21 protein-coding genes are annotated in these 22,210 nt (G+C 69.8%); 10 read left to right on the top strand and 11 right to left on the bottom strand.

The features are described 5' to 3' along the window. Positions 1-14: 14 nt before the first annotated feature. The 7 genes from AMK34_RS13945 to ssd form a co-directional block, all read right to left on the bottom strand. On the bottom strand, positions 15-371 hold the full coding sequence (locus AMK34_RS13945; RefSeq protein WP_073845647.1) for an Rv3654c family TadE-like protein: 357 nt from the start codon (positions 369-371) through the stop codon (positions 15-17). After that, positions 368-706, bottom strand: coding sequence for a TadE family type IV pilus minor pilin (locus AMK34_RS13950; RefSeq protein WP_038520976.1), 339 nt, complete (start codon positions 704-706; stop codon positions 368-370). Before AMK34_RS13950 ends, AMK34_RS13945 begins: the two co-directional genes overlap by 4 nt. Next, the gene (locus tag AMK34_RS13955; RefSeq protein WP_038520979.1) at positions 706-879 is read right to left on the bottom strand and encodes a DUF4244 domain-containing protein; all 174 of its coding nucleotides are present in this window, start codon (positions 877-879) and stop codon (positions 706-708) included. The genes AMK34_RS13950 and AMK34_RS13955 overlap by 1 nt, the downstream gene beginning before the upstream one ends. A 193-nt stretch (positions 880-1,072) precedes the next feature. Then, positions 1,073-1,639: a type II secretion system F family protein gene (locus tag AMK34_RS13960; protein WP_241832768.1), complete on the bottom strand. Its 567-nt coding sequence runs from the start codon at positions 1,637-1,639 to the stop codon at positions 1,073-1,075. Further along, positions 1,636-2,376: a type II secretion system F family protein gene (locus tag AMK34_RS13965; RefSeq protein WP_083649858.1), complete on the bottom strand. Its 741-nt coding sequence runs from the start codon at positions 2,374-2,376 to the stop codon at positions 1,636-1,638. Before AMK34_RS13965 ends, AMK34_RS13960 begins: the two co-directional genes overlap by 4 nt. Further along, entirely contained in the window at positions 2,373-3,515 is a 1,143-nt protein-coding gene (locus tag AMK34_RS13970; protein ID WP_073845651.1) for a TadA family conjugal transfer-associated ATPase, read from the bottom strand. Before AMK34_RS13970 ends, AMK34_RS13965 begins: the two co-directional genes overlap by 4 nt. Continuing rightward, positions 3,512-4,585 carry a septum site-determining protein Ssd gene (gene ssd / locus AMK34_RS13975; protein WP_038520989.1) on the bottom strand — a complete coding sequence of 358 codons (1,074 nt, stop codon included), beginning with the start codon at positions 4,583-4,585 and terminating at the stop codon, positions 3,512-3,514. The genes AMK34_RS13970 and ssd overlap by 4 nt, the downstream gene beginning before the upstream one ends. 563 nt (positions 4,586-5,148) lie before the next feature. On the opposite strand from ssd, the gene AMK34_RS13980 reads away from it, so the two are divergent. From AMK34_RS13980 to AMK34_RS14010, 7 genes are all read left to right on the top strand, one after another. Next, entirely contained in the window at positions 5,149-5,946 is a 798-nt protein-coding gene (locus AMK34_RS13980; protein WP_016337846.1) for an HAD family hydrolase, read from the top strand. A gap of 575 nt (positions 5,947-6,521) precedes the next feature. After that, entirely contained in the window at positions 6,522-8,327 is a 1,806-nt protein-coding gene (locus tag AMK34_RS13985) for a glycoside hydrolase family 3 protein (RefSeq protein WP_073845652.1), read from the top strand. Continuing rightward, complete coding sequence (locus AMK34_RS13990) at positions 8,324-9,592, top strand: exo-beta-N-acetylmuramidase NamZ family protein (protein WP_073845654.1); 1,269 nt, start codon at positions 8,324-8,326, stop codon at positions 9,590-9,592. Before AMK34_RS13985 ends, AMK34_RS13990 begins: the two co-directional genes overlap by 4 nt. 11 nt (positions 9,593-9,603) lie before the next feature. Then, the gene (locus tag AMK34_RS13995; protein ID WP_143202452.1) at positions 9,604-11,379 is read left to right on the top strand and encodes a serine hydrolase; all 1,776 of its coding nucleotides are present in this window, start codon (positions 9,604-9,606) and stop codon (positions 11,377-11,379) included. Positions 11,380-11,589: 210 nt separating this feature from the next. Further along, entirely contained in the window at positions 11,590-12,588 is a 999-nt protein-coding gene (locus tag AMK34_RS14000; protein ID WP_370323676.1) for a MurR/RpiR family transcriptional regulator, read from the top strand. A 17-nt stretch (positions 12,589-12,605) separates the two neighbouring features. Then, positions 12,606-13,535 carry an N-acetylmuramic acid 6-phosphate etherase gene (locus AMK34_RS14005; RefSeq protein WP_007028475.1) on the top strand — a complete coding sequence of 310 codons (930 nt, stop codon included), beginning with the start codon at positions 12,606-12,608 and terminating at the stop codon, positions 13,533-13,535. 56 nt (positions 13,536-13,591) lie between these two features. Continuing rightward, positions 13,592-14,632 carry a HoxN/HupN/NixA family nickel/cobalt transporter gene (locus AMK34_RS14010; protein WP_073845656.1) on the top strand — a complete coding sequence of 347 codons (1,041 nt, stop codon included), beginning with the start codon at positions 13,592-13,594 and terminating at the stop codon, positions 14,630-14,632. A gap of 87 nt (positions 14,633-14,719) precedes the next feature. Here AMK34_RS14010 and AMK34_RS14015 read toward each other — a convergent pair whose 3' ends face one another. Further along, on the bottom strand, positions 14,720-15,889 hold the full coding sequence (locus AMK34_RS14015) for an MFS transporter (protein WP_073845658.1): 1,170 nt from the start codon (positions 15,887-15,889) through the stop codon (positions 14,720-14,722). Positions 15,890-15,941: 52 nt separating this feature from the next. Here AMK34_RS14015 and AMK34_RS14020 point away from each other — a divergent pair, with 52 nt between their 5' ends. Continuing rightward, entirely contained in the window at positions 15,942-16,247 is a 306-nt protein-coding gene (locus AMK34_RS14020) for an ArsR/SmtB family transcription factor (RefSeq protein ID WP_073845660.1), read from the top strand. Here the strand turns inward: AMK34_RS14020 and AMK34_RS14025 are convergent. Then, complete coding sequence (locus AMK34_RS14025) at positions 16,224-17,078, bottom strand: extracellular catalytic domain type 1 short-chain-length polyhydroxyalkanoate depolymerase (RefSeq protein ID WP_073845662.1); 855 nt, start codon at positions 17,076-17,078, stop codon at positions 16,224-16,226. The two genes, AMK34_RS14020 and AMK34_RS14025, sit on opposite strands and share 24 nt — an antisense overlap. A gap of 119 nt (positions 17,079-17,197) precedes the next feature. Here AMK34_RS14025 and AMK34_RS14030 point away from each other — a divergent pair, with 119 nt between their 5' ends. Together AMK34_RS14030 and AMK34_RS14035 are read left to right on the top strand one after the other, a co-directional pair. Next, positions 17,198-18,469, top strand: coding sequence for a tannase/feruloyl esterase family alpha/beta hydrolase (locus AMK34_RS14030; protein WP_198941678.1), 1,272 nt, complete (start codon positions 17,198-17,200; stop codon positions 18,467-18,469). Between the two features lie 4 nt (positions 18,470-18,473). Beyond that, complete coding sequence (locus AMK34_RS14035; protein WP_038521008.1) at positions 18,474-19,058, top strand: nitroreductase family protein; 585 nt, start codon at positions 18,474-18,476, stop codon at positions 19,056-19,058. On the opposite strand, the gene AMK34_RS14040 is transcribed toward AMK34_RS14035, so the two are convergent. Both AMK34_RS14040 and AMK34_RS14045 read right to left on the bottom strand, forming a co-directional pair. Beyond that, complete coding sequence (locus tag AMK34_RS14040) at positions 19,036-20,871, bottom strand: helix-turn-helix domain-containing protein (protein ID WP_038521010.1); 1,836 nt, start codon at positions 20,869-20,871, stop codon at positions 19,036-19,038. The two genes, AMK34_RS14035 and AMK34_RS14040, sit on opposite strands and share 23 nt — an antisense overlap. Beyond that, on the bottom strand, positions 20,868-22,184 hold the full coding sequence (locus AMK34_RS14045; RefSeq protein WP_073845664.1) for an MFS transporter: 1,317 nt from the start codon (positions 22,182-22,184) through the stop codon (positions 20,868-20,870). Before AMK34_RS14045 ends, AMK34_RS14040 begins: the two co-directional genes overlap by 4 nt. Positions 22,185-22,210: the final 26 nt, after the last annotated feature.

Here is a 22,210-nt window from a genome sequence, read left to right on the forward strand (position 1 = left end):
TCGTGCGACGCACGTCACGGTGGCCGGTCGACCGGCCCCGCCCGGGCGCGTGCCTCCGCCCGTCCGTTGACCGCCGGCCGCCCCGACGGCTCCGAGCGCACCTCGACCAGGGCATCGCCGCGCTCCCACCGGCAAGTGAGCAGCGTGACCGACATCCGGACGGCGACCTGCCGGGCCCGTTCGCAGGCCGCGCCGGGGCCCTCCGTCGCGTGCGAGGCGGCCGCGAGCGCGGCCAGATCGGCGGCGGCCTCGGCGCGATGCCGGGCCGTGACGGCGGCGCCGACCCAGAAGACGAACGCCGCCGCGCAGACCAGTGCCGCGACGATCGAGGCCGTCCACACGGTCGCGACCCCGCGGTCGTTCGAGGTCATGGCCCGCTCCCAGGCTCGGCGATGGCGAACGCGCGGGAATGCAGCCGGATCCCCGGCAGGAGGCCGCCGACCGGTTCGGCCTCGACGCCGACGGTGATCGCCTCCCCTTCGCGGACGACGTCCAGCCGAGCGCCGGACGGCGCGATCTCCCGCACCGCTTGCTCGGCACGGGCGGGCTGGCCACGGGCGAGGAGCCTGGCCGCCTCTCGGGCCGCGTCGGTGCAGCGGAGCTGATCGGAGGCCACGCCGATCCCGGCGAACAACAGGGCCGAGAGGAAGGTCAGGGCGCCGATGCCGAGGGCGGCCTCCACCGTGACGGAGCCGTGGTCGGCCATCAGAACTTCACCGACAAGGCCCGCTCGATGAGCGCGGTGAGCCCGGCGGAGACGGCATCACTGGTGACGACCAGATAGAGGAGGCCTGCCAACCCGGCCGCGGCCAAGGTGGCGATGGCGTACTCGACCGTCGTCATGCCGTCGTCTTCGCGGAAGGTGGGGAGCTTGGTCATGGGGATCGCCTTTCAGTCAGTTGTTTGTCGGTGAACCCGCGGCCGTGATCGACGTCGGCAGAGCGCTGCCTGGCCTTCCACGGCACGCTGACGAACAGGGCGCCCTGCCACCGCGATAACGGGGCCTTCGGCCGGGCGGGTTCACGTCTTTGGTCTCTTCTCGCGTGATTTCTCCAGCTCCGCCCTCCCTCGTTCAGAGGAAGTCGAGACGCCCGGCGAGGCCGAGCACGACGGGGAAGACACCGAGGCACAGGAACGCGGGGAGGAAGCACAGGCCGATCGGTGCGGCCAGCAGCACTCCGGCCCGTTCGGCTCGTTCCTCGGCTTCGGCGGCGAGCGACTCACGCAGTCTTCGCGCGAGGTCCTTCGCATGGTTGGCGAGCGCGGTGCCCGCCCTCGCCGTACGGACGGCGGCGACGGACAGTTCGGTCAGGCCGGGCCGGTCGCGGACCGGGGCCCAGGCTTCGGCCGGTCCGACGCCCACGGCGAGGTGCGACGCCACCGAGCGCAGCGCCGCCGCGGTCTTCGGTGACGCGGTCGGTACGACGGCTTCGAGTGCGACGGGTACCGGCAGCCCGCCGCCCAGGCAGGCGGCCAGCAGGTCGAGGGTGGCCGCAGATCGGAGGAGTTCGGAGACGCCGTTGTCGCGGGAAGTTCGCCCGCGCGGCCGGAGCCACCCGGGCCGCGCTGTGGCCATGGAGGTGACGCGCGGCCAACACAAGACGGCACCGCCCAGCAGGATCAAGGCCGCCCCGATCACGAGGGCGCCACCCTCCCGGTCAGGGCCCGGCACCAGGCCGTGCCCGCCCAGATCAGGCCACTGCCCACGATGAGCGACAGCTGCCCGGCGCCCGTACCGGTGAAGACCTGGACCGGTCCGGCCCCCATCGCCTCGCCGAGCACCAGGCACAGCAGAGGGAGGACCGCGAGCACGGCGGCACTCGCCCTGGGGCCCGCCATCTTGGCTTTGAGCCGACGACGAAAGCCGATCTCCGCCTCGGCGTCCCGTCGTGCGGCATCGAGTACCTCGGCCATCGGAAGCCCGAACCGGTTCGCGAGTGCCCACGCGTTCGCCAGCGCCGGAGGCGCGTCCGGATCGGCGGCGGTGCCGCCACCGAACCGGGCGGCCGCGATGAGCCCGCGCAAGCGCTCGGACGCCGCGGGAACCGCCTCCGCGGTGGCCTCGGCCGCGGCCACCGGATGGGCACCCGCACGGAGCTCGGCGATCATCGTGCGCAAGACGGACCCGGTGAGTTCCGCTTCGGCCAGCGCCGCCTTCTCCCGCGCCCGCCACCGATGCTCTTGGCGGAGGGTCCAGGTGAGTACGAGCGTCGCCACCGCCCAGCCGATTCCCACGAAGGACAGAGCAAGCGCGGGCAGCGGCCACCAGCCCACCCGGACGACGCGAGGCAGCCGCCAGGCGATCGGAGTACGCCCCATCGTCCGGGGCCAGCAGGCGAGACCCGCGCCCCAGGAGAGCAGGAACCACGGGTTCACGCCGCCATCTCCTCGAACGGCGTCTGGTCGCCGATCCAGGAGCCTTTGCTCCAGACCGGGACGACCTTGGCCTCGCCTCGAAACGACCGGAGGACACCGACCTCGTCCAGGCGCCGGATCCCGCTCGGCAGGCGGCGCATGTGCAGGACCACCCGGATCGCCGCCGTCAGCTGGCTGTGCAGCGCGTCCCGTTTCAGCCCGCCGAGCGCGGCCAGCGCCTCCAGCCGCGCGGGGACGTCCTCCGGCGAGTTGGCGTGCACGGTGCAGCCGCCGCCCTCGTGCCCGGTGTTCATGGCGTTGAGCAACGCGATGACCTCGGCACCGCGTACTTCGCCGACGACCAGCCGATCCGGACGCATGCGCAACGCCTGCCGCACCAGCTCGCTCAACCCGACCTCGCCCGCGCCTTCGACGTTGGGCGGCCGGGTGAGCAGGCTGACGAACTGCGGATGGTCCGGTTGCAGTTCTCCGGCGTCCTCGACGCAGACGATGCGTTCGGCCGGGGGCACCGCGCCGAGCAACGCGGAGAGCAGGGTCGTCTTGCCCGCCCCCGTCCCGCCGGAGACCAGGAACGCGAGCCGTCGCCGGATGACCGAGCCGAGCAGGTCCGCGCCACTGGTGCCGAACACCCCGCGCAGCCGGAGTTCGGCGAGATCGTGGGTGGCGGGCCGGAGCACGCGAAGCGAGAGGGCGGTCCCGGCCGGCGCGATCGGCGGGAGGACCGCGTGCATGCGGACGCGGCCTTGCGGACCCACTCCCGGCAGCCAGCAGTCGGCGAACGGTTGAGCGTCGTCCAGGCGCCGCCCGCCGGCGAGGGCGAGCCGCTGGGCCAGCCTGCGGACGGCTTCCTCGTCGGCGAAACGAACATCCGTCAGGCGGATGCCTTCACCGGTGTCGGTCCAGACCTCGTCGGGTGCCGTGACGAGAACGTCGGTGACGCCGGGTTTTTCGAGAAGCGGCGCCAACGGACCGGCTCCGACGAACTCGTCACGCGCCAGCCGGACCGCTCCGAGGACGGCCTCCTGCCCGAGCGCGCCACCGGCTTCGGCGCGGACGGCCCGCGCGACGCTCACCGGATCCGCCGGGGCGGCCGATCCGGCCAGCCGCCGCCGGACCCGCTCGACCAGATCGTCGGTCATCGCGAGGCACCGGCCAGCCGCCCGCGCGCGGCCGCGAGGACTTCGCCGGCGGCGATGGCCAGATGCCCGCGATGCCTCAGGACGAACTCACCGCGGTCGAGGGCCGCCGCGAGGGAGCGCTCGCGGCCCATCGAAGTGATGAGCGGAACGCCGACGGCGTCGGCGATCTCCTGCGGGATCAGCCCGGCGGGCGACGGCCCCCGTACCGCGACACCGATCCGCGACGCGTGGGGCTCGATCCTGGCGAGAACCTGTTTCGCCGCCGCGCAGGCACGGAGTTCGGCGGGGACGACGACCACGACCAGATCGGCGAGCCCGATCACGGCGGACGTCTCGGCGCCGAAATACCTCGGCAGATCGCAGACGACCGTCCGTCCCGCTCGCCGTCCGGCGCACAGCACGCCTTCGATCGCATCGGGCCCCGGCCCGCGTCCTTCCCTGCCATAGGACACAAAGGACAGTGAGCCGGTGGCGTACTTCTTTCGCGGCAGGGCTTCGCTCAACGCGGCCATGGACACCCTGCCGCCGAGTTCGAGCTCCGGCCAGCGTGGCCCGCGATCGCGTTCGGCGGCGAGGAGGACGTCGACCCCGCCGCCGAGTGGATCGCAGTCGACGAGCAGCCCGCCGGTGCCGGACTTCTCCGCCCGGTACGCGACGGCGGCCGAAAGCACCGATGCCCCGGCCCCGCCTCGCCCGCCGATGATCCCGATGACGACGCCGTCGTCCCGTGGCGGCCCGTCGACGACATCGGCGAATTCGCCGATGAGGTCGCTTTCCTCGTCCGGCAGCGAAAGGACCTTCTCCGAACCGGTGTTGACGGCACGCTCCCACGTGACCGGTGTCGGTGCGCCCTTGCAAACGAGCAGGACCTTGTTCCGCCGCAGCAGCCGGTTCGGCGCGCTCGCGGCCTCTTCGTCGAGCACCACGAGCGGCGCACGGGCCCATCTCCCGCGTGCGGCGTCCAGATCGGGTGCTCGTTCGACCTCGCACCCCGCGGCCGCCGCCACGCGCAGGATCTCGTCGAGCAGGACGTCGTCTCCGGCGACGACGAGCGGATGTTCCGCGGTCATGACTCCCCCAGTGATTCGGTCGGACTCGGGTGACCACTCCACGGTCGCGCCGCTTCCCCACCCCGCACAACGCCATTCCGCCCCACCTGTGGACAACTGGGGTGTTGTGGACAACTCCGCCGCGGGAAACCGGTTTCCCGCGATTTCCGTCGGCCCTTTCCGCTATGGGCCACGGAGCGGGACAGAACTCAAGAAACCCTTGAGAGAAAGGAAAGTTAACGAACTCCGGCCGATTCCGCCTTGCCCTGGCGAGGTTTCCGCGGCCGACAAGGTCTGAACCATTGGTACGACGGGGAAATAGGAGGCGGCCCTCGCCAGGGGGGAGGGACGAGGGCCGCCTGGGGTTCAGCCCCGGGGGGTCGGACTGAACCTGGGCCCGGTGCAACACCGGACAATCTCACTGTAACTCCGATACCGGCCCGTTGCGGGCGGCGCCGGTACCCACAATTCGATAACGGCACGACGCGCCGGATCGGGTACGCGGTCGTGAATTTTCCACCGCCGTATCCCGATCGTGGTCGACCAACGGGCGCCCGGCCGTACCGCTCTCCTATCCTTGGCGAGTGGACCGACCCAGCACGACGCCGAGCCAGGTCGCGGCGTTCTTCGATCTCGACAAGACGATCATCGCGTCATCGAGCGCATTGGCCTTCAGCAAGCCGCTTTTGCGCGAAGGCCTGATCAACCGACGAGCCGCGCTTCGCAGTGCGTACGCCCAACTCGTCTTCTCGCTCGCGGGTGCGGACGCGGCGAAGACCGAGCGGATGCGAGCCGAGGTTTCCGCGCTATGCACCGGATGGGATGTCGCGCAGGTGTCCGCGATCGTCCGCGAAACGCTGCACGACGTCGTCGACCCGCTCGTGTACGCGGAGGCCGCGGAACTGATCTCGTCCCATCGCGCGGACGGGCACGACGTCGTGGTGCTGTCGGCGACCGGCGAGGAAGTCGTCGCGCCGGTCGCGGAAATGCTCGGCGCGACGCGCAGCGTGGCCACGCGGATGCAGATCGTGGACGGCCGTTACTCGGGCGAAGTCGATTTCTACTGCTACGGCGAGAACAAGGCCGTCGCCGCGAAGCAGCTCGCGGCGACGTACGGCTACGACCTCACCCAGTGCCACGCGTACACCGACTCGAGCACCGACATCCCGCTCCTCGAAGTCGTCGGACGTCCGCACGCGGTCAACCCCGACCGCGTCCTGCGCAAGCACGCGACGGAACAGGGCTGGGAGATCCTCGCCTTCGAGCACCCGATGTCGCTGCGGACCCGGATCCCCGCGCGGTCGGCCGGCCTGGTCGCGCTCGGCGCCTTCGCGGCGGGGGCCACCTGGTACGGCTACAACCGGCGCAAACGCACCCGCTGAGCACGCACCCACACGGCGGTACCGGGCCGGTTTTCGCAGTCAGGGCCGCGAATTGTCCGTCGCGGAGGGTGCCCGTGTCACTAGATCGAGCCTCTGTACCGGTGCACCCGTCTGCGCACTTGAAGTGACCCGGCTCACGGCGTAGAAAGTAGGTGCGGACGTTCGGTCGGCCAGGGAACAGGTAGAAGAGAAGCCTGTTCCACCCCGGCGAATCTCCGTGTGCGGACACCGGGTACCCACGCGCAGCGCGCCGCGGGAGGCTCGTCGTCTAGGGACTGCGTACCGGGACGCCGGACGCCGAGTCCATGAAGGTACGACCAGAGTTGCACGCTTGGTCGCCCGAGTTGCCCGCACTGACTGGCGGCGCCCGCCGGCTTCGGCCGACGGGCGCCGCCAGTGTTTTGCCCAGGTTTTCAAGCGTGACAGGCCCGTTCGCGTCCCTTTGTGTATGAACGGACCGTTCGTGCGGGTGGCCGATGGACAAGCAAAGTGCTCGTGGGTAGCTTCCGGATATCAGTGCTTCCAGGTGGACTTCTTTCCACCTGAGAGTCAGGCACGAATCTGGGAGGCTTGAGGTGACGACCCGAATCGCGCACGCCCGTCATCGGAGGATCCATGCGCTCGCCCTGCCCCTCGCGGGTCTGCTCGCCCTGGGTGTCGCGGGCGTACCGGCGACCGCGCAGCCGGTGACGGCCGACGCGGAGGCGCAGCGGGCGCTGCGCGGGTTGACCCTGGAGCAGAAGGTCGGGCAGCTCTTCGTCACGTGGGTGAACGGGAAGTCGGCCGACGAGGTCAACGCCAAGAACAAGGCCGACTTCGGCGTGGACACCCCCGCGCAGGTGATAGAGAAGTACCACCTGGGCGGCGTCATCTACTTCAACAACGACAGCCGCGACAACTTCGACGACCCGGCGCAGGTCGCCAAGCTGTCGAACGGGCTCCAGCGGGCGGCCCTCCGCAGCGGCGCCCGCATCCCGTTGCAGATCGCGACCGACCAGGAAGGCGGCACGGTCACCCGGATGGGTGCCCCCGCCACCGAACTGCCGAACGCGATGGCGATCTCGGCCGGCCGTGACACCAAGGCCGCGCAGGACGCCGCCCGGATCCTCGGGCACGAACTGCGCGCCGTCGGCATCAACCAGGACTTCGCCCCCGACGCCGACGTGAACTCGAACCCGGCGAACCCGGTGATCGGCGTCCGGTCCTTCTCCGGCCGCCCGGAGCTGGCGAGCCAGTTCGTCGAAGCCCAGGTCAGGGGCTTCCAGAACTCCGGCCGACGCTCCGAGACGGTGTCCGCCGCCGCGAAGCACTTCCCCGGCCACGGCGACGCGGCCACCGACAGTCACCACGAGCTGCCCCGGATCGACCGGAGCGAGGCCAGCTGGCGCGAGACCGACGTGCCGCCGTTCAAGGCCGCCATCAAGGCGGGTATCGACTCGATCATGAGCGCGCACATCCAGTTCCCCAGCCTCGACCCGTCAGGCGAGCCGGCCACGCTGTCGAAGCCGATCCTCACCGGCAAGCTGCGCGAGGAGCTCGGATACCGCGGAGTCGTCGTCACCGACTCCCTCTCGATGGACGCGGTGCGCGAGATGCACAGCGACGCGGAGATCCCGGTGCTGGCCCTCAAGGCGGGTATCGACCAGCTGCTCATGCCGGTGAACCTCGAACTCGCGATCAACTCGGTACTCGACGCCGTCCGCAAGGGCGAACTGACCGAGCGGCGTATCGACGAGAGCGTCCTGCGGGTGCTGAAGCTCAAGCTGAACCGCGGCATCCTGACCTCGCCGTTCGTCGATCCGGCCAAGGTGATGTCGAAGGTCGGTGTCCCGGCCAACCTCGCGACCGCGCAGGGCATCGCCGACCGGTCGGTCACCGCGATCCGCAACGACGGCGGTGTCCTGCCGCTCAAGCAGCAGCCCGCGAAGACCCTCGTGACCGGCTGGGGCGCGACCACGACGACGTCGCTGGCCGCGAAGCTCACCGCGCACGGCACGCAGGCGACCGCGCTGCAGACCGGCCAGACGCCGACGGACGCGCAGATCGCGCAGGCGACCGCGGCGGCCAAGAACGTCGACCTCGTCGTCGTGCTGACCAACAACGTCGGCACGTATCCGTTGCAGGGCAAGCTGTTGCAGGCACTCGCCGACACCGGGAAGCCCGTCGTCGCGGTCGCCGCCCAGATCCCCTACGACGCCGGCTACGAGAACCCGATCAAGACGTGGCTCGCCACGTACGGCTACATCACGCCTTCGCTCGAAGCGCTGGCGAAGGTGATCCTCGGGAAGGTGACGCCGCAGGGCAAGCTGCCGGTCGACGTTCCCGCGGGCAAGGACGTGGGCACGGTGAAGTACCCCTTCGGCCACGGGCTGACCTGGTGAACCTCAACCGCCGCCACTTCCTCGCCACCGGCGCGCTCGCGGTCCCCGCGCTGACGGCCGGGTCCTCGGTCGCGGGGGCCCAGCCGGAAAGCGAGAGCAAAGGTCCCCCGCTCACCCGCACCGGAGCCGACGTGCTCGCCGCCCGGGGCTGGGTACCGCTGTCCGGCCGCAAGCTCGGCGTGCTGTCGAACCCGACGGGTGTGCTGGCGAGCGGCGACCACATCGTCGACTCGATGGTCGCCGCCGGGGTCCGGCCGCTCGCCGCGTTCGGGCCGGAGCACGGGTTCCGCGGTAGCGCGCAGGCAGGCGGCTCCGAGGGCGACTACACCGACCCGCGCACCGGCGTGCCGGTGTACGACGCGTACGGCGCCGACGCGACGAAGCTCGCCGGGATGTTCACGAAGGCGGGCGTCGACACCGTCGTCTTCGACATCGCCGACGTCGGAGCGCGGTTCTACACCTACATCTGGTCCCTGTACACGGCGATGGTCGCGGCGGCGAAGGTCGGTGCGGCGGTCGTCGTACTGGACCGGCCGAATCCGCTGGGTGGCAAGGCCGCCGGGCCGATGCTGGACCCGGCGTTCGCCTCGGGTGTCGGCCGGAAGCCGATCGTGCAGCAGCACGGCATGACCGTCGGCGAACTCGCGCGCTTCTTCGCGGCCGAGTTCCTGCCGGCCGAAGGGGTCACGCCGGGCAAGCTCGAGATCGTCGACGTGCGTGATTGGCGCCGTGATCAGCTCTTCGCCCGCACCGGGCTGACCTGGGTCCCGCCGAGCCCGAACATGCCGACGCCGGACACCGCGCTCGTCTATCCCGGCACCGGGATGTTCGAGGGCACCGTGTTCTCCGAAGGCCGGGGCACCACCAGGCCGTTCGAGATCATCGGCGCGCCGGGTCTCGACTGGCGCTGGCGCGAGAAGCTCGGCGAGCTACGGCTTCCCGGAGTGAAGTTCCGTGAGGCCTACTTCGTGCCGACGTTCGGCAAGTTCGTCAACGAACCCTGCGGCGGCGTGCAGGTGACGATCACCGATCCGCGGGCGTTCGACGCCATCCGCACCGCGGTCACCATGTTCGTCACCGCGAAACAGGTGCATCCGGACAAGTTCAAATGGCGCCCCGACAATTTCCTCGACAAGCTCTCGGGCTCCGCCAGGCTGCGCACGATGGTCGACAAGGGCGCCGGGGTGGACGAGATCGTCGGGTCCTGGCAGGCGGAACTGGCCGAGTTCGACCGGAAACGCCGCCGCCATCTCATCTACCGCTGAGAGGAACGACCGTGCGTGTTAGGAAGATCCTGATCGCGGCCGTCTCCGTACTGGTCGCGGCGACCACGCTGTCGACGGCGGGAGCACAGGCGATTCCGGGTACCGGGCAACAGGGAAACGGCACGGCGGGCCGGTTCGACAAGCCGCGTGGGGGTTTCGCGCCCGCGTCCACCGTGCTGCGCGACGGCGCGCCCTCGGAGGTCGGCCTCGACCCCGAGCCGATCAAGGCGGCCGAGCGGTTCATCGAGAGCTGGACGAAGCCGGACGCCACCGGGCATCCGCACTTCTCCGGGGCGGTCGGCCTGCTCGCGCACGACGGCGTGGTCGTCGAGCGCCAGGCCGTCGGCGGCGCGGTCCGCTACGCCGACGCCAAGGGCACGGAACTGCCGCCCGAGCAGCAGGTGCCGATGCGCGCGGACACCATCTTCGACATGGCCTCGATCTCGAAGCTGTTCACCTCCATCGCGGTGATGCAGCTGGCCGAGTCGGGCAAGGTGGACATCTCGGCGCCGGTGGTGCGGTATCTGCCGGAGTTCGGGGTGAACGGCAAGGAGTCCGTCACCGTCCAGCAGCTGCTCACCCACGTCTCGGGCTTCGCCGCGACACCGCTCCCGTCGCTGTGGGAGGGCTACCCGGACATCCCGTCCCGCCGGAAGGCCGTCCTCGACAGCCCGCTGAAGAACGCGCCGGGCAGCACGTACCTCTACTCCGACATCAACCTGCTGACGCTCGGCTTCCTGGTCGAGAAGGTGGCCGGAGCTCCGCTGGACAAGGTCGTCCAGGACCGCATTTCCGCGCCTCTGGGTCTGGTCGACACCGGGTACAACCCGCCTGCGTCGAAACTCGCGAGGGTCGCGGCGACCGAGTACGCCGCGAAGCCGCCGCGGGGGCTCGTACGCGGCGAAGTGCACGACGAGAACGCTTGGTCCTTGGGCGGTGTCGCCGGGCACGCGGGCGTGTTCTCCACGGCGCCCGACATGGCGGTGCTGGCGCAGACCATCCTCAACGGCGGCGCGTACCGCGGTCACCGGATCCTCCGCGAGGAGACCGTGCGGGCGATGCTGACGAACTACAACCACAAGTTCCCCGACAACGCGCACGGGCTCGGCTTCGAACTCGACCAGCCTTGGTACATGGGAGCGCTGTCGGCACCGTCGACCGCCGGGCACACCGGCTTCACCGGGACCTCGCTGGTGATCGACCCGCTGTCGCGGTCGTTCGCGATCCTGCTCACCAACCGCGTGCACCCGACGCGGAACTGGGGCTCGATCAACCTCGCCAGGGAGACGTGGGCGAGTTCGCTCGCGAAGGCGATGGCCGTCCGCCCCGCGCACGGCCGCGAAGCGTGGTTCAGCGGCGCAGGGGACGTCTCCACGGCCACGCTCACGACCCCGCCGTTACAGACGCGCGGCGGGCCGCTGAAGGTCTCCTTCGACACCTTCGTGGACACCGAAGGTCCCTCGGATTCGCTGTTCCTGGAAATAAGTACCGACGGCGGAGCCACCTGGAAATCGATTACCCTGCGTGCGTCCGGACCAGGCGCCCCCGCCGGGGACCGAACCGGGCTCGGCGGGCATGGACATCGCGCTTGGTGGCGGGCGGCCGCCGAGGTGTCACAAAGCTCACAAATCACCCTCCGCTGGCGTTACACGACCGATGCCCGTTACACCGGACGGGGAATTTCTTTGGACGGTGTGAAAGTCACTGAACGCGGCCGCATACTGCTGGACAGTGAGCATAATCCCCCTACTTTCGTCGCTACCGGCTGGAAGTTGAGCACTAGGTAGCCAATCGGCTCCGATGTGCTGACCGGACCGCCCCGTTGACCGGGACACAGCCCCTTGCGTCGCGACACTAAGTTGCCAAGTCGTTAGCTCGACCTCGTTAACGGCCTCGACCTGGTTAGCGACTTTCTGGTCAACGATTAATCGCAAATCGAATCCGCAGACACGGATAGGTTGCGATCTTCCCGAAGGGTGTGGGTAGCCTTGTCGCAGATGCCAACGGTTAGTAACTTTCCCACGGTGGGCGATACCGAATCCGTAATCGCGGCCGCACCGTCCGAGGCCGTGCCGGCGCAGCCGACACGGGACGCTGACGCGAGCCCGCTGGTCCGGATTCGCTCCCTCCTGCCCGGGCTCGCCCGGGCCGAGCAGCGCGTCGCGAAGGTCGTCCTCGACGACCCCGCGCAGGTCGCGCGGCGCAGCATCACCGAGGTCGCGCTCGCGGCGAACACCAGCGAAACCACCGTCACGCGGTTCTGCAAGGCGGTCGGCGTCGGCGGATATCCGCAGCTCAGGATCGCTCTGGCGGCCGACACCGCCCGCTCCGAGGCGCGGTCGACCCGCAACCTCGGCGGCGAGATCGGGCCGGAGGACGACCTGGCCGCGGTGATCGGCAAGGTCAGCTTCGCGGACGCACGCGCCGTGGAGGAGACCGCCGACCAGCTCGACGTCCCGTCGCTACAGCGCGTGATCGACATCGTGGCCGGCGCGGGCCGCGTGGACGTCTACGGCGTGGGCGCGAGCGCGTTCGTCGCCGCGGACCTGCAGCAGAAGCTGCACCGCATCGGGCGGGTCAGCTTCGCCTGGTCGGACACGCACATCATGCTCACCTCGGCCGCCGTGCTGAGCCCCGGCGACGTCGCGATCGGCATCTCCCACACGGGCGCGACCACGGACACCGTCGAGGCGCTGCGGGTGGCGCGTGAGCACGGCGCGATCACCGTCGCCGTGACGAACTTCCCGCGTTCACCGATCACCGAGGTCGCCGACCACGTGCTGACCACGGCCGCGCGGGAGACGACGTTCCGCTCGGGTGCGACCGCCAGTCGCATCGCGCAGCTGACCGTCATCGACTGCCTGTTCATCGGTGTCGCGCAGCGGCACATGGACGCGTCGGTCAACGCGCTCGACGCGACCAGGGACGCGGTTGGCTCGCACCGTCTGGGCGTCCGGCCCGACGGCAGGCGGCGGCCGCGGGAAACCGGCAAATGAGCGAAAAAGTGAGGCGCATGATGACCGTCCCACGCCAGGTGGTGCACGTCGACTCGCCAACCGAACAGCGCAATCCACGGACGACCGACATCGACCTGATGTCGACCATGGGCATCCTCGGCGCGATCAACGCCGAGGACCGCCGGGTCCCCGAAGCCGTCGCCGCGGTGCTGCCGCAGGTGGCGCGGGCGGTCGACTTCGCCGTGGAAGCGCTGCGGTCGGGACACCGCGTGCACTACTTCGGGGCCGGTACCTCCGGCAGGCTGGCGACGTTGGACGCGGCGGAACTGGTGCCGACGTTCAACGTGCCCTCCGATTGGTTCATCGCGCATCACGCGGGCGGCGCGCGCGCTCTGCGCCAAGCCGTCGAAGACGCCGAGGACAACGCGAAGGCCGGAGCCGCCGAGGTGGCCGAGTCCGTCGCGCCCGGCGACTTCGTGCTCGGGCTGACGGCTTCCGGCCGGACGCCCTACGTCCTCGGCGCGCTGGCCGCGGCCAGCCGTCGCGGTGCCCGTACCGCGCTGGTCTCGGGCAATCCGGCAGCGGTGACGCCGCCGGGCGTCGACGTCCTCATCGCGGTGGACACCGGCCCCGAGGCGATCGCCGGATCGACGCGGATGAAGGCGGGCACGGCGCAGAAGATCATCCTCACGGCGTTCTCCACCGCGACGATGATCAAACTCGGCCGCACGTATTCGAACCTGATGGTGAGCATGCGGGCGACCAACGCGAAACTGCGCGGGCGGACCATCCGGATCCTGCGCGAGGCCACCGGTATGAGCATGGCGGACTGCTCCGACGCGCTCACCGAGGCCGACGGCGACCTCAAGGTCGCGCTGGTCCATCTGCTGTCCGGCGAAGACGTCGCGAGTGCGGCGAAGGCGCTGACGGCCAGCGATGGCCACGTACGAAAGGCTCTCGACTCCCTGAGGGTGCGCGCGAGCTGAACACCGGCGGACAGACCCGTTCATCCCGACGCTTCGCGCTCACGCGACGCGAACGGGTGTCCGTCGCCGGGATGGCCGGCTTCATCCTGGCGCTCAACGTCATCGGCTGGGGGGTCCTGACGCTTTTCGTGGCGCCGCGCCAGTACGAGCTCGGCGCCACGGGCGTGTTCGGGGTCGGCCTCGGCGTCACGGCGTTCGTGCTCGGGATGCGGCACGCGTTCGACGCGGACCACATCGCCGCGATCGACAACACCACCCGCAAGCTGATGACCGACGGGCAACGGCCGCTTTCGGTCGGTTTCTGGTTCTCTCTCGGCCATTCGACGATCGTCTTCGTCCTGTGCCTGCTGCTGTCGCTCGGCGTCCGCGCGCTCGCCGGAGCCGTCGAGGACGACTCGTCGGCGCTGCACGCGGCGACCGGGCTGATCGGGACGTCCGTTTCGGCGGTGTTCCTGTACCTCATCGGGATCATGAACCTCGTGGTGCTCGTCGGCATCGTGAAGGTGTTCCGGCGCATGCGGCGGGGCGAGTTCGACGAAGCGGCGCTGGAGCGGCAGCTCGACAACCGTGGCCTCATGAACCGCCTGCTCCGCGGGGCCACCAAAGCGGTGCGCAAGCCTTGGCACATCTACCCGATCGGCGTGCTGTTCGGTCTCGGCTTCGACACCGCGACCGAGATCAGCCTGCTGGTGCTCGCCGGCGGCGCGGCGGCGTTCTCGCTGCCCTGGTACGCGATCCTGGTGCTGCCGATCCTGTTCGCCGCGGGGATGACGCTGTTCGACACCGCCGATGGCTGCTTCATGAACTACGCGTACGGCTGGGCGTTCGCGAAGCCGGTGCGGAAGATCTACTACAACCTCATCGTGACGGCGCTTTCCGTCGCGGTCGCCTTGCTCATCGGGACGATCGAGGTCATCTCGATCATCACCGAACGGTTCGGCATCACGACCGGGCCGCTCGCGGCCATCGGGTCGCTGAGTTTGGACTACGTGGGCTACGCGGTTGTAGCGCTCTTCGTGCTTACGTGGCTCTTCGCGCTCCTGGTGTGGCGCTTCGGGCGTATCGAGGAGCGCTGGGCGGTCAAACAGGGCCTCTGACCTGCGGGAAGAGAGCAAGGGACCTTTGCTACCACTTGTCTCAACGTTGAGATAAGTGGTAGCAAAGGTCCCTTGCTCCCCCTTGGGTCACGCGGGCTCGGGCACCTTCGCCCGCGAAGGCACCGAAAGCGCGAAGCCCAGCAGAGCGACGAAGGCGGCAACGGGACCGATCCACCAGACACCGGCGGAAGACAGGACGACGCCGCCCAGCGCGGCACCGAGAGCACCACCGCCGTAGATCGCGGAACCGTTGAGCCCCATGGCGACCGTCGGCGCGTCAGGCGCTAGCGAGAACAGCCGGTGCTGCTGCGGCACCATCAGCATGCCGCCGAAGATCCCCGAAGCCAGCGCGAGGACCAGCGAACTGGGCAAGCTCAACACGGCGACGTCCAGCAGCGCGAAAGTCACGACCGTCCCGATCAGCGAGATCGACCGGACCCACGAAGGGCCCAGCGAGTCCGTCGCCCGGCCCGCGAAGGCGTTGCCCACGATCTGCCCGATCCCGAAGCCGACGAGCAGCCACGAGATCGTCGCGCCCGCCGCCACCGGAGCCACCAGCACCGGCAGGTACACGAAGGCCGCGAAGCCCGCCGCGGTGCCGAGGACGCTCACGCCGAGCACGCGCGCGATCGGCGGCCGCGCGACGACAGCGAGCCTGTCGCGCAGGGACACCGTCGGCATCCGGACCCCGGGCAGCAGCGGCACGAGCAGCATCACGATCAGCGCCACCGCGCCGATCCCCCACATCACCGCGCGCCACCCGAACCAGGTCCCGGCCAGCACCCCGATCGGCACGCCGAGCACCATCGACACGCTCATCCCGTTCGAGACCGTGGCCAGCGCGCGCCCGCGACGCTCGTCCGACGCCAACGCACCGGCGAGCACATACGCGTTGGATTGGAACGCGGCGGCGCCGAGGGCGGCCAGCACGCGTGCGACGGCGACCACGGCGAAGGACTCGCCGAGCGCCTGGCCTGCCATGCCGATCGTGAACAGCACCATCCCCGCGCCGAGCACCCAGCGCCGGTCGAGCCGTCCGGTGAAAGCCGCGATGAGCGGCGAAGAAATCGCGTAGGTCACCGCGAAGACCGTGGTCAGCTGTCCCGCGACGGCCTCGGAGACCCGCAGGTCGGCGGCGATGGCGGGCAGCAGCCCGTTCAGGACGAATCCGTCGGTGCCGACGGTGAACGTCCCGACGGCGAGTACCAGCAGAGCCCCCAGAGCGAGCCGATCATTTGATGATCGTCGAATCGTCATGGGAGGTATAGTGGCGGGACTGTTCGATGACTGTCAAATAGTTTGGAGTGCCGTGAGCAGCACGCTGCCGCAGCCGTCGATCGACGAGATCGAGATCGTGCCGGTGCTCCAGGCGCTCGCGGATCCCGTGCGCCTGGAGCTGATCCGCGCCCTGCGAAGCAACCCTTCGCCGCGAAGCTGCGCCGTCACCGAGTACGACGTCGACATCAGCGCGCCGACGCTCTCCCACCACTGGAAGGTGTTGCGCGAGGCCGGCCTCACGACGACGTTCCTCGAGGGTCGGACCCGCTGGGTCGAGCTACGGACCGAGGACGTCCACGCGCGCTTCCCCGGGCTACTGGACGCTGTCCTCGCTTAGCCGCCATTTCGCCGCGAGTTCCGCCGCGGCGCACACGCCGACGTCGAGCAGATACGGCCCCGCCTGCCCGCAGCCGGATCCCGGCGCGATCGGCTGACCGTGCCCCATCCCGCTGACGGCGTGCGTGTCGACGGCCGCGCCGACGTCGGTCCACTGCTCGGAAAGCTCGCGCATGTTCATCGGGGCGACCGTGTAGTCCGCGGTCCCGTGCCAGACGCTGACCGGCGAACGCGGCCCCGTGCCCGCGGCGCGCACCTTGTCGCCCCATTGTTTCGGGGTCAGATCCTTGCCGGGGTTCATGCAGGAGTACGCGTCGATCATCGAGGTCGCGCAGCCGTAAGGCAGCCCCGCGACGACGCCGCCGCCCGCGAAGAGTTCCGGATACGCCGCCAGCATCACGGAAGTCATCGCACCACCGGCCGACAAGCCGGTCACGTACGTCCGGCTCCCGGCCGAATACCGCGCCATCTGCGCGATCGATTCGGCTTCCCCGGAGCCGCGCTTGATGTCGGCCGCCTGGAACCAGTTGAAGCATTTGCTGAAGTTGTTCGCCGAAACCTGTTGCGGCAGAACGAGTTTGAACCGCATCCTGTCCGCGAGCCCGGCCCAGCCGGAGCCACGCGCGTATCCGGCGGCGTCCTGCGTGCAGCCGTGCAGCACCACCACCGCCGGACGTCCGGACGGCAGCCCGTCGGGGACGTATTCGAACATCTGCAAAGCACCGGGATTGCTCCCGAACCCGGTCACCGGACAGATCGTCGCCGCCTGTGCCGGAGTCGCGAAGAGAAGGGTCAATGCCGAAACCACCGCGCCGATGAGGAGTTTTCGCATCACCCGAGGCTAAAACCGGCGCCCGCGGGGTTTCCACGTGGAAGACCACCACAGCGACGGCGCGTTTTGTGTGGTCGCGCCGGGTACCGATCCGCGAAAAGCCCGCTTACCGTCGGCCGATGCGGCTCTTTCTGGTCCTCGCGATGATGCTGGCCCTGGCCACCCCCGCCCAGGCGGCGGGCGGTTGCGGGAACGTGCGCGTTCCCGGCGCCGCGGCGCAACGACTGTCCTGTTTGGACGATCTGACCACCACCGGCACCCTGGCCACCGGCCATACCGTGCAGTCCGACTGGGCCGGTCTCACGTCCGCCGGCCTCCCCGCGCCCAAGGGTGTTCCCGGTATCCAGATCGATGGCTACTTCCCGGATTCGTCGACGTCCAACACGACGCACGGCTGGAACCACGACGCGCAGTTCGTGCTGCGGCTGCCCGATCGCTGGAACGGCGGCCTCGTGGTCACGGGATCGCCCGGGGTGCGACGGCAGTACGCGAACGATCGTGCGATCGGCGACCAGGTCCTCGCCGCCGGTTACGCGTTCGCCGCGACCGACAAGGGCAACACCGGCGCCGACTTCCACACCGACGGACGCCGCCCCGGTGACGCGATCGCCGAGTGGAACTCGCGGGTCACGCAGCTGACCATCGCCGCGAAGGCGGCCGTCGCGCACCGCTACGGGCGTCTGCCGAGCCGCACCCTCGCGGCCGGGATGTCGAACGGCGGCTACCTCGTCCGCTGGCAGCTCGAGAACCGGCCGTGGCTCTACGACGGCGGAATCGACTGGGAGGGCACGCTTTGGCACGAAGACGGCCCGAACCTGTTCACCTTCCTGCCGCCCGCGATCAAGGCCTACCCCGCGTACGCCAACGGTTCCACGCAAGCCCATCAGGAAATCCTCGACGCCGGTTTCGCGCCGGGTTCGGAATTCCTCTGGAAGTACCACAACGACGTCTACTGGGGCTTGACCCAGCGGATCTACCAGGCCGAATTCGACCCGTCGTTCGCCGGGACCGATTACGACTACGCCGCTCGCCCGCCGTCGGTGCACCGCGCGGTCGAACGGATCTCGCTGAGCGGCCGGATCGGCAAACCGCTGATCACCCTGCACGGCACCCTCGACACACTCCTGCCGATCACCCGCGATTCCGATGTCTACCAGCGGATGATCGCCGGCCAGGGCCGCGCCGGGCTGCAGCGCTACTACCGGATCGTCGACGGCAACCACGTCGACGGCCTGTACGACGCGTACCCGGACAAGCTGCGCCCGATCGGCCCGTGTTTCCGGACGGCTTTCAGCGCTCTCGAAGGCTGGCTCGACGGCGTCCGCCCGCCCGCTTCGGCGACCATCCCGCGTGCGAGCGGTGACCTGGCGACCGCTTGCGCACTAAGCTGATCGCATGGAATTCCAGGACGTCGTACGACGCCGTCGCATGGTCCGGAAGTTCACCGACGAGCCCGTCGCCGAGGCAAGCCTTCAGCGCATCCTGCGCAACGCGCTCAAAGGTCCCTCGGCCGGATTCTCACAGGGACAAGGATTTCTCGTCCTCACCGGCGAAGAACTCGCCAAATTCTGGGAGTTCGGCGCGAGCTGGGCGCCGGAAACCGTGACCACGGCCCCGGTCGCGATCGTCCCGCTTTCGGTCAAGAACGCGTACCTCGACCGCTATGCCAAGCCGGACAAGGGTTTCACCGATCGGGACGATTCGTGGTGGCGCGTGCCGTACTGGGACGTCGACACCGGGATGGCGACGATGCTGATCCTCCAGACGGCCGTCGACGAAGGTCTCGGCGCGGTGTTCTTCGGGCTGGCGCCGGAAAGCGTGGACCGGCTCCACGGCGAGTTCGGCGTGCCGGAGGATCACGACCCGATCGGTGTCGTGGCGCTCGGGCACGGCGCCGAATCCGGTCCGTCGCCCGGCTCGTCGCCGACCACGGTCGCCCGCCGAGACTTCGACGACGTCATCCGTTTCGGTCACTGGTGAGGCGGTGCAGCCTGAGCGCGAGCTGAAGTTCCAGCGCGCGCTCGGGCGCCTGCCACTGCTCGCCCAGCAGTGAAGCGATGCGGTCCAGCCGCTGGACGACGGTGTTGACGTGCACGTGGAGCAGGTCCTTCGCCCGCGTCAAGTTGCCGCCACAGGCGAAATACGCGCGGAGCGTGCCGATCAGGTCCGTGCCGCGACGTTCGTCGTAGTCGAGCACCGGGCCGATCGTGGCGGTCACGTATGCACCGAGGTCGGCGTGCTCACCGAGGAGCAGCCCGACGAACCCGAGGTCGGCCATGCTCGCACCTTCCCCCGCCCGGCCCAGCGCCAGCAACGACGCGACGCATCGAGCGGCTTCGGCGTGCGCCACGGCCAGCGCCTTCGGGGAGGCGGCCGGCCCCGCCGCACCCACCGTCACCGGACAGTCCATTGTGGACGACAGTTCGGCGGCGACGGATCGCGCCAGCGAGCCGGGATCCGCGCCACGCACCAGAAGGACCACCTCGTCGGCGTGGACCCCGACCAGGTCCGCGTGCCGCGAAGCCGCCGCGGCCAGCCGTCGCCGGGAAACGTCGTCGGAATGCGCGATCAGCACCGCGTGCGATGTCGACAAATCGACTCCCAGTCGTCGACCGCGCGCCAGCAGCGCGGCCGGATTGCGGCCGGGCGCGGTGAGCAGATCCGACAGCAGCTCGCCTCGCACCTCGTCCTCGGCACGCGCGACGGAACGCCGTTGCATCAGCAGCACGGCGGTGACCACGCCCGCCCGCTCGAACAGCCGCCGGTCGGCCTCGCCGAGCGAGTGCCCGCCGCCCAGCACCAGACTGCCGAGGAACTCCTGACCTGCCTGGACCGCGCACAGCCAACCGTCCTCAGTGGACACCGCGCGCCCGCTCGCCCTGGACGCGGAAACCGCGGTCCGCGAAAGATTCAGCTCGCCGTCGGTCCGCGCGAGCACCGCGCCATCCGCGTCGTAGACGGCGATCGCCCCGCCGAGCACGTCCGCGACCGCGGCGGCGACCTCGGCCAGATCACCGCCGCGCAGCACGAGATCCATCAGCCGGTCGTGCGCGTCCTCGGCGCGGCGCATCGCGTCGTTGTGCGCGCTGATCGTCGCGTTCGCGGCGTTCAGCTCGGCGACCGCGCGGCGCGTCTCGTCGAGCAGATGCGCGTTGTCCAGCGCGATCGCCGCGTGGTCGGCCAGCGACGACAGCAGCGCGACCTCGTCGGGCGAAAACTCCCGGCTGGTCCGGTCCGAGGCGAACAGGACCCCGATGACCTTGCTGCCGATCGCCAGCGGCACCCCGAGGATCGCGGTCAGTCCCTCGTCGAGCACACCGGTGTCGATCGACGAGGTGTGGCGGAACCGCTTGTCGTTGAAGTAATCCGCCGTCGCGTACGGCCGCGCGGTCTGCGCGACCAGCCCGCCGAGCCCCTCGCCCATACCGAGCACGATGTCCTGGAACAGCGCGGAAACCGACCCGTCGGTGACCCGGACATAGGTCTTGCCTTCGGTCTCGTCGTTGAGGCTGAGATACGAGACGTCCACGCCGAGCAGCGCCCGCGCCCGCCGCACGATCGACCGGAGGACGGCGTCCGGATCGTCCAGCCGCGCGAGGTCGCTGGCCGTGTCGAACAACGCGGCCAGCTCCGCCTCGCGCCGCCGGTGTTCGGCGACGGTGTCCCGGATCCGCAGCGCCAGCTCGGTGGCCTTCGGGTCGACGGGGACGTGCGCCAGCTGCTCGCTGCCCGCGCCGGAGGCGAGCAGTTCGAGCAGCCGGCGCAATTCCACGGCTCCGTCCACAGCGGTCATGCTGACACGTGACCGCGCTCCGTGAGAACTTCGGAGTGCAGGGATTCACCCTTGGTCTCGCGGGCGGCGAGCAGGGCGATCACGGTCAGCGCGCACATCGAGACCACGTAGAGCGAGACCGGGACCGTGCTGCCGAACTCCTTGAACAGCGCGACCGCGATGAGCGGCGCCACCGCGCCGGCCGCGATCGAAGACAGCTGACCGCCGACCGAAAGCCCGGTGTAGCGCACCCGCGTCGGGAACTGCTCGGAGAAGAACGCGGCCTGCGGGCCGTACATCGCGCCGTGCAGCACCAGGCCGATGGTCGCCGCGAGGATGATGACGCCGGAGTTCTTCGTGTCGAGCATCGCGAAGAACACGAAGCTCCACACCGCCATGCCGATCGCGCCGAACAGATAGACCGGGCGACGGCCGATCCGGTCGGAAAGCTTGCCCCACAAGGGAATCGTCACGAAGTGCACGGCGGAGCCGATGAGCACCGCGTTCAGCCCTGCCGACTTCGGCAGGCTCAGCCCGGTGGTGACGTAGACGAGGATGAACGCGGTGATCACGTAGTACGAGACGTTCTCCGCCATCCGCGAACCGATCGTGATCAGCACCGCGCGCCAGCTCTTGCGGAACACCTCGACGACCGGCGCGTGCGTGGTCGTGTCGTTCTTCTGCGCCGCGAGGAACACGGGCGATTCGCTGACCGCGAGCCGGATCCACAGCCCGATCACCACGAGCACCCCGGACAGCAGGAACGGGATCCGCCAGCCCCAGCTGAGGAACGCCTCGTCGGACTGCGTCGCGGCGAGGATCGCCAAGACCGCCGTCGCGAGCAGGTTGCCGCCGGGAGCACCGCATTGCGGCCACGACGCCCAGAACCCGCGACGCTTGTCGTCGCCGTGTTCGGAGACGATCAGCACCGCACCGCCCCATTCGCCGCCGAGCGCGAAACCCTGCACGAGCCTCAGCAGCGTCAGCAGGATCGGCGCCAGGACACCGACCGTGGCGTACGTCGGCAGGATGCCCATCGCGCAGGTCGCCCCGCCCATCAGCAGCAGGCTCAGCACCAGCAGCTTCTTGCGGCCGACACGGTCACCGAAATGCCCGAACACCAGCCCGCCGATCGGCCGGGCGAGGAAGCCGACGGCGTAGGTGAGGAACGCGAGCAGGGTCCCGGTGAGCGGATCGTTGGTGGGGAAGAACAATTTGCCGAACACCAGCGCCGCGGCGGAGGTGTAGAGGAAGAAGTCGTACCACTCGATCGTCGTGCCGATCAGGCTGGCGCTGACGACCTTCGCGATCGAGCCGCGGTTCTGGGTGGTCACCGGGGACGTCCTTTCTGGGGAGGGGT

This window comes from Amycolatopsis sp. CB00013, assembly GCF_001905755.1.
Classification (GTDB): Bacteria; Actinomycetota; Actinomycetes; order Mycobacteriales; family Pseudonocardiaceae; genus Amycolatopsis; species Amycolatopsis japonica.

What these genes read in the sequence shown, in the direction of transcription:
- AMK34_RS13945 (WP_073845647.1), bottom strand. Translation starts at nt 371, where the DNA reads ATGACCTCGAACGACCGCGGGGTCGCGACCGTGTGGACGGCCTCGATC.
- AMK34_RS13950 (WP_038520976.1), bottom strand. Translation starts at nt 706, where the DNA reads ATGGCCGACCACGGCTCCGTCACGGTGGAGGCCGCCCTCGGCATCGGC.
- AMK34_RS13955 (WP_038520979.1), bottom strand. Translation starts at nt 879, where the DNA reads ATGACCAAGCTCCCCACCTTCCGCGAAGACGACGGCATGACGACGGTC.
- AMK34_RS13970 (WP_073845651.1), bottom strand. Translation starts at nt 3,515, where the DNA reads ATGACCGACGATCTGGTCGAGCGGGTCCGGCGGCGGCTGGCCGGATCG.
- ssd (WP_038520989.1), bottom strand. Translation starts at nt 4,585, where the DNA reads ATGACCGCGGAACATCCGCTCGTCGTCGCCGGAGACGACGTCCTGCTC.
- AMK34_RS14000 (WP_370323676.1), top strand. Translation starts at nt 11,590, where the DNA reads ATGCCAACGGTTAGTAACTTTCCCACGGTGGGCGATACCGAATCCGTA.
- AMK34_RS14005 (WP_007028475.1), top strand. Translation starts at nt 12,606, where the DNA reads ATGATGACCGTCCCACGCCAGGTGGTGCACGTCGACTCGCCAACCGAA.
- AMK34_RS14015 (WP_073845658.1), bottom strand. Translation starts at nt 15,889, where the DNA reads ATGACGATTCGACGATCATCAAATGATCGGCTCGCTCTGGGGGCTCTG.
- AMK34_RS14025 (WP_073845662.1), bottom strand. Translation starts at nt 17,078, where the DNA reads ATGCGAAAACTCCTCATCGGCGCGGTGGTTTCGGCATTGACCCTTCTC.
- AMK34_RS14030 (WP_198941678.1), top strand. Translation starts at nt 17,198, where the DNA reads ATGCGGCTCTTTCTGGTCCTCGCGATGATGCTGGCCCTGGCCACCCCC.
- AMK34_RS14035 (WP_038521008.1), top strand. Translation starts at nt 18,474, where the DNA reads ATGGAATTCCAGGACGTCGTACGACGCCGTCGCATGGTCCGGAAGTTC.
- AMK34_RS14040 (WP_038521010.1), bottom strand. Translation starts at nt 20,871, where the DNA reads ATGACCGCTGTGGACGGAGCCGTGGAATTGCGCCGGCTGCTCGAACTG.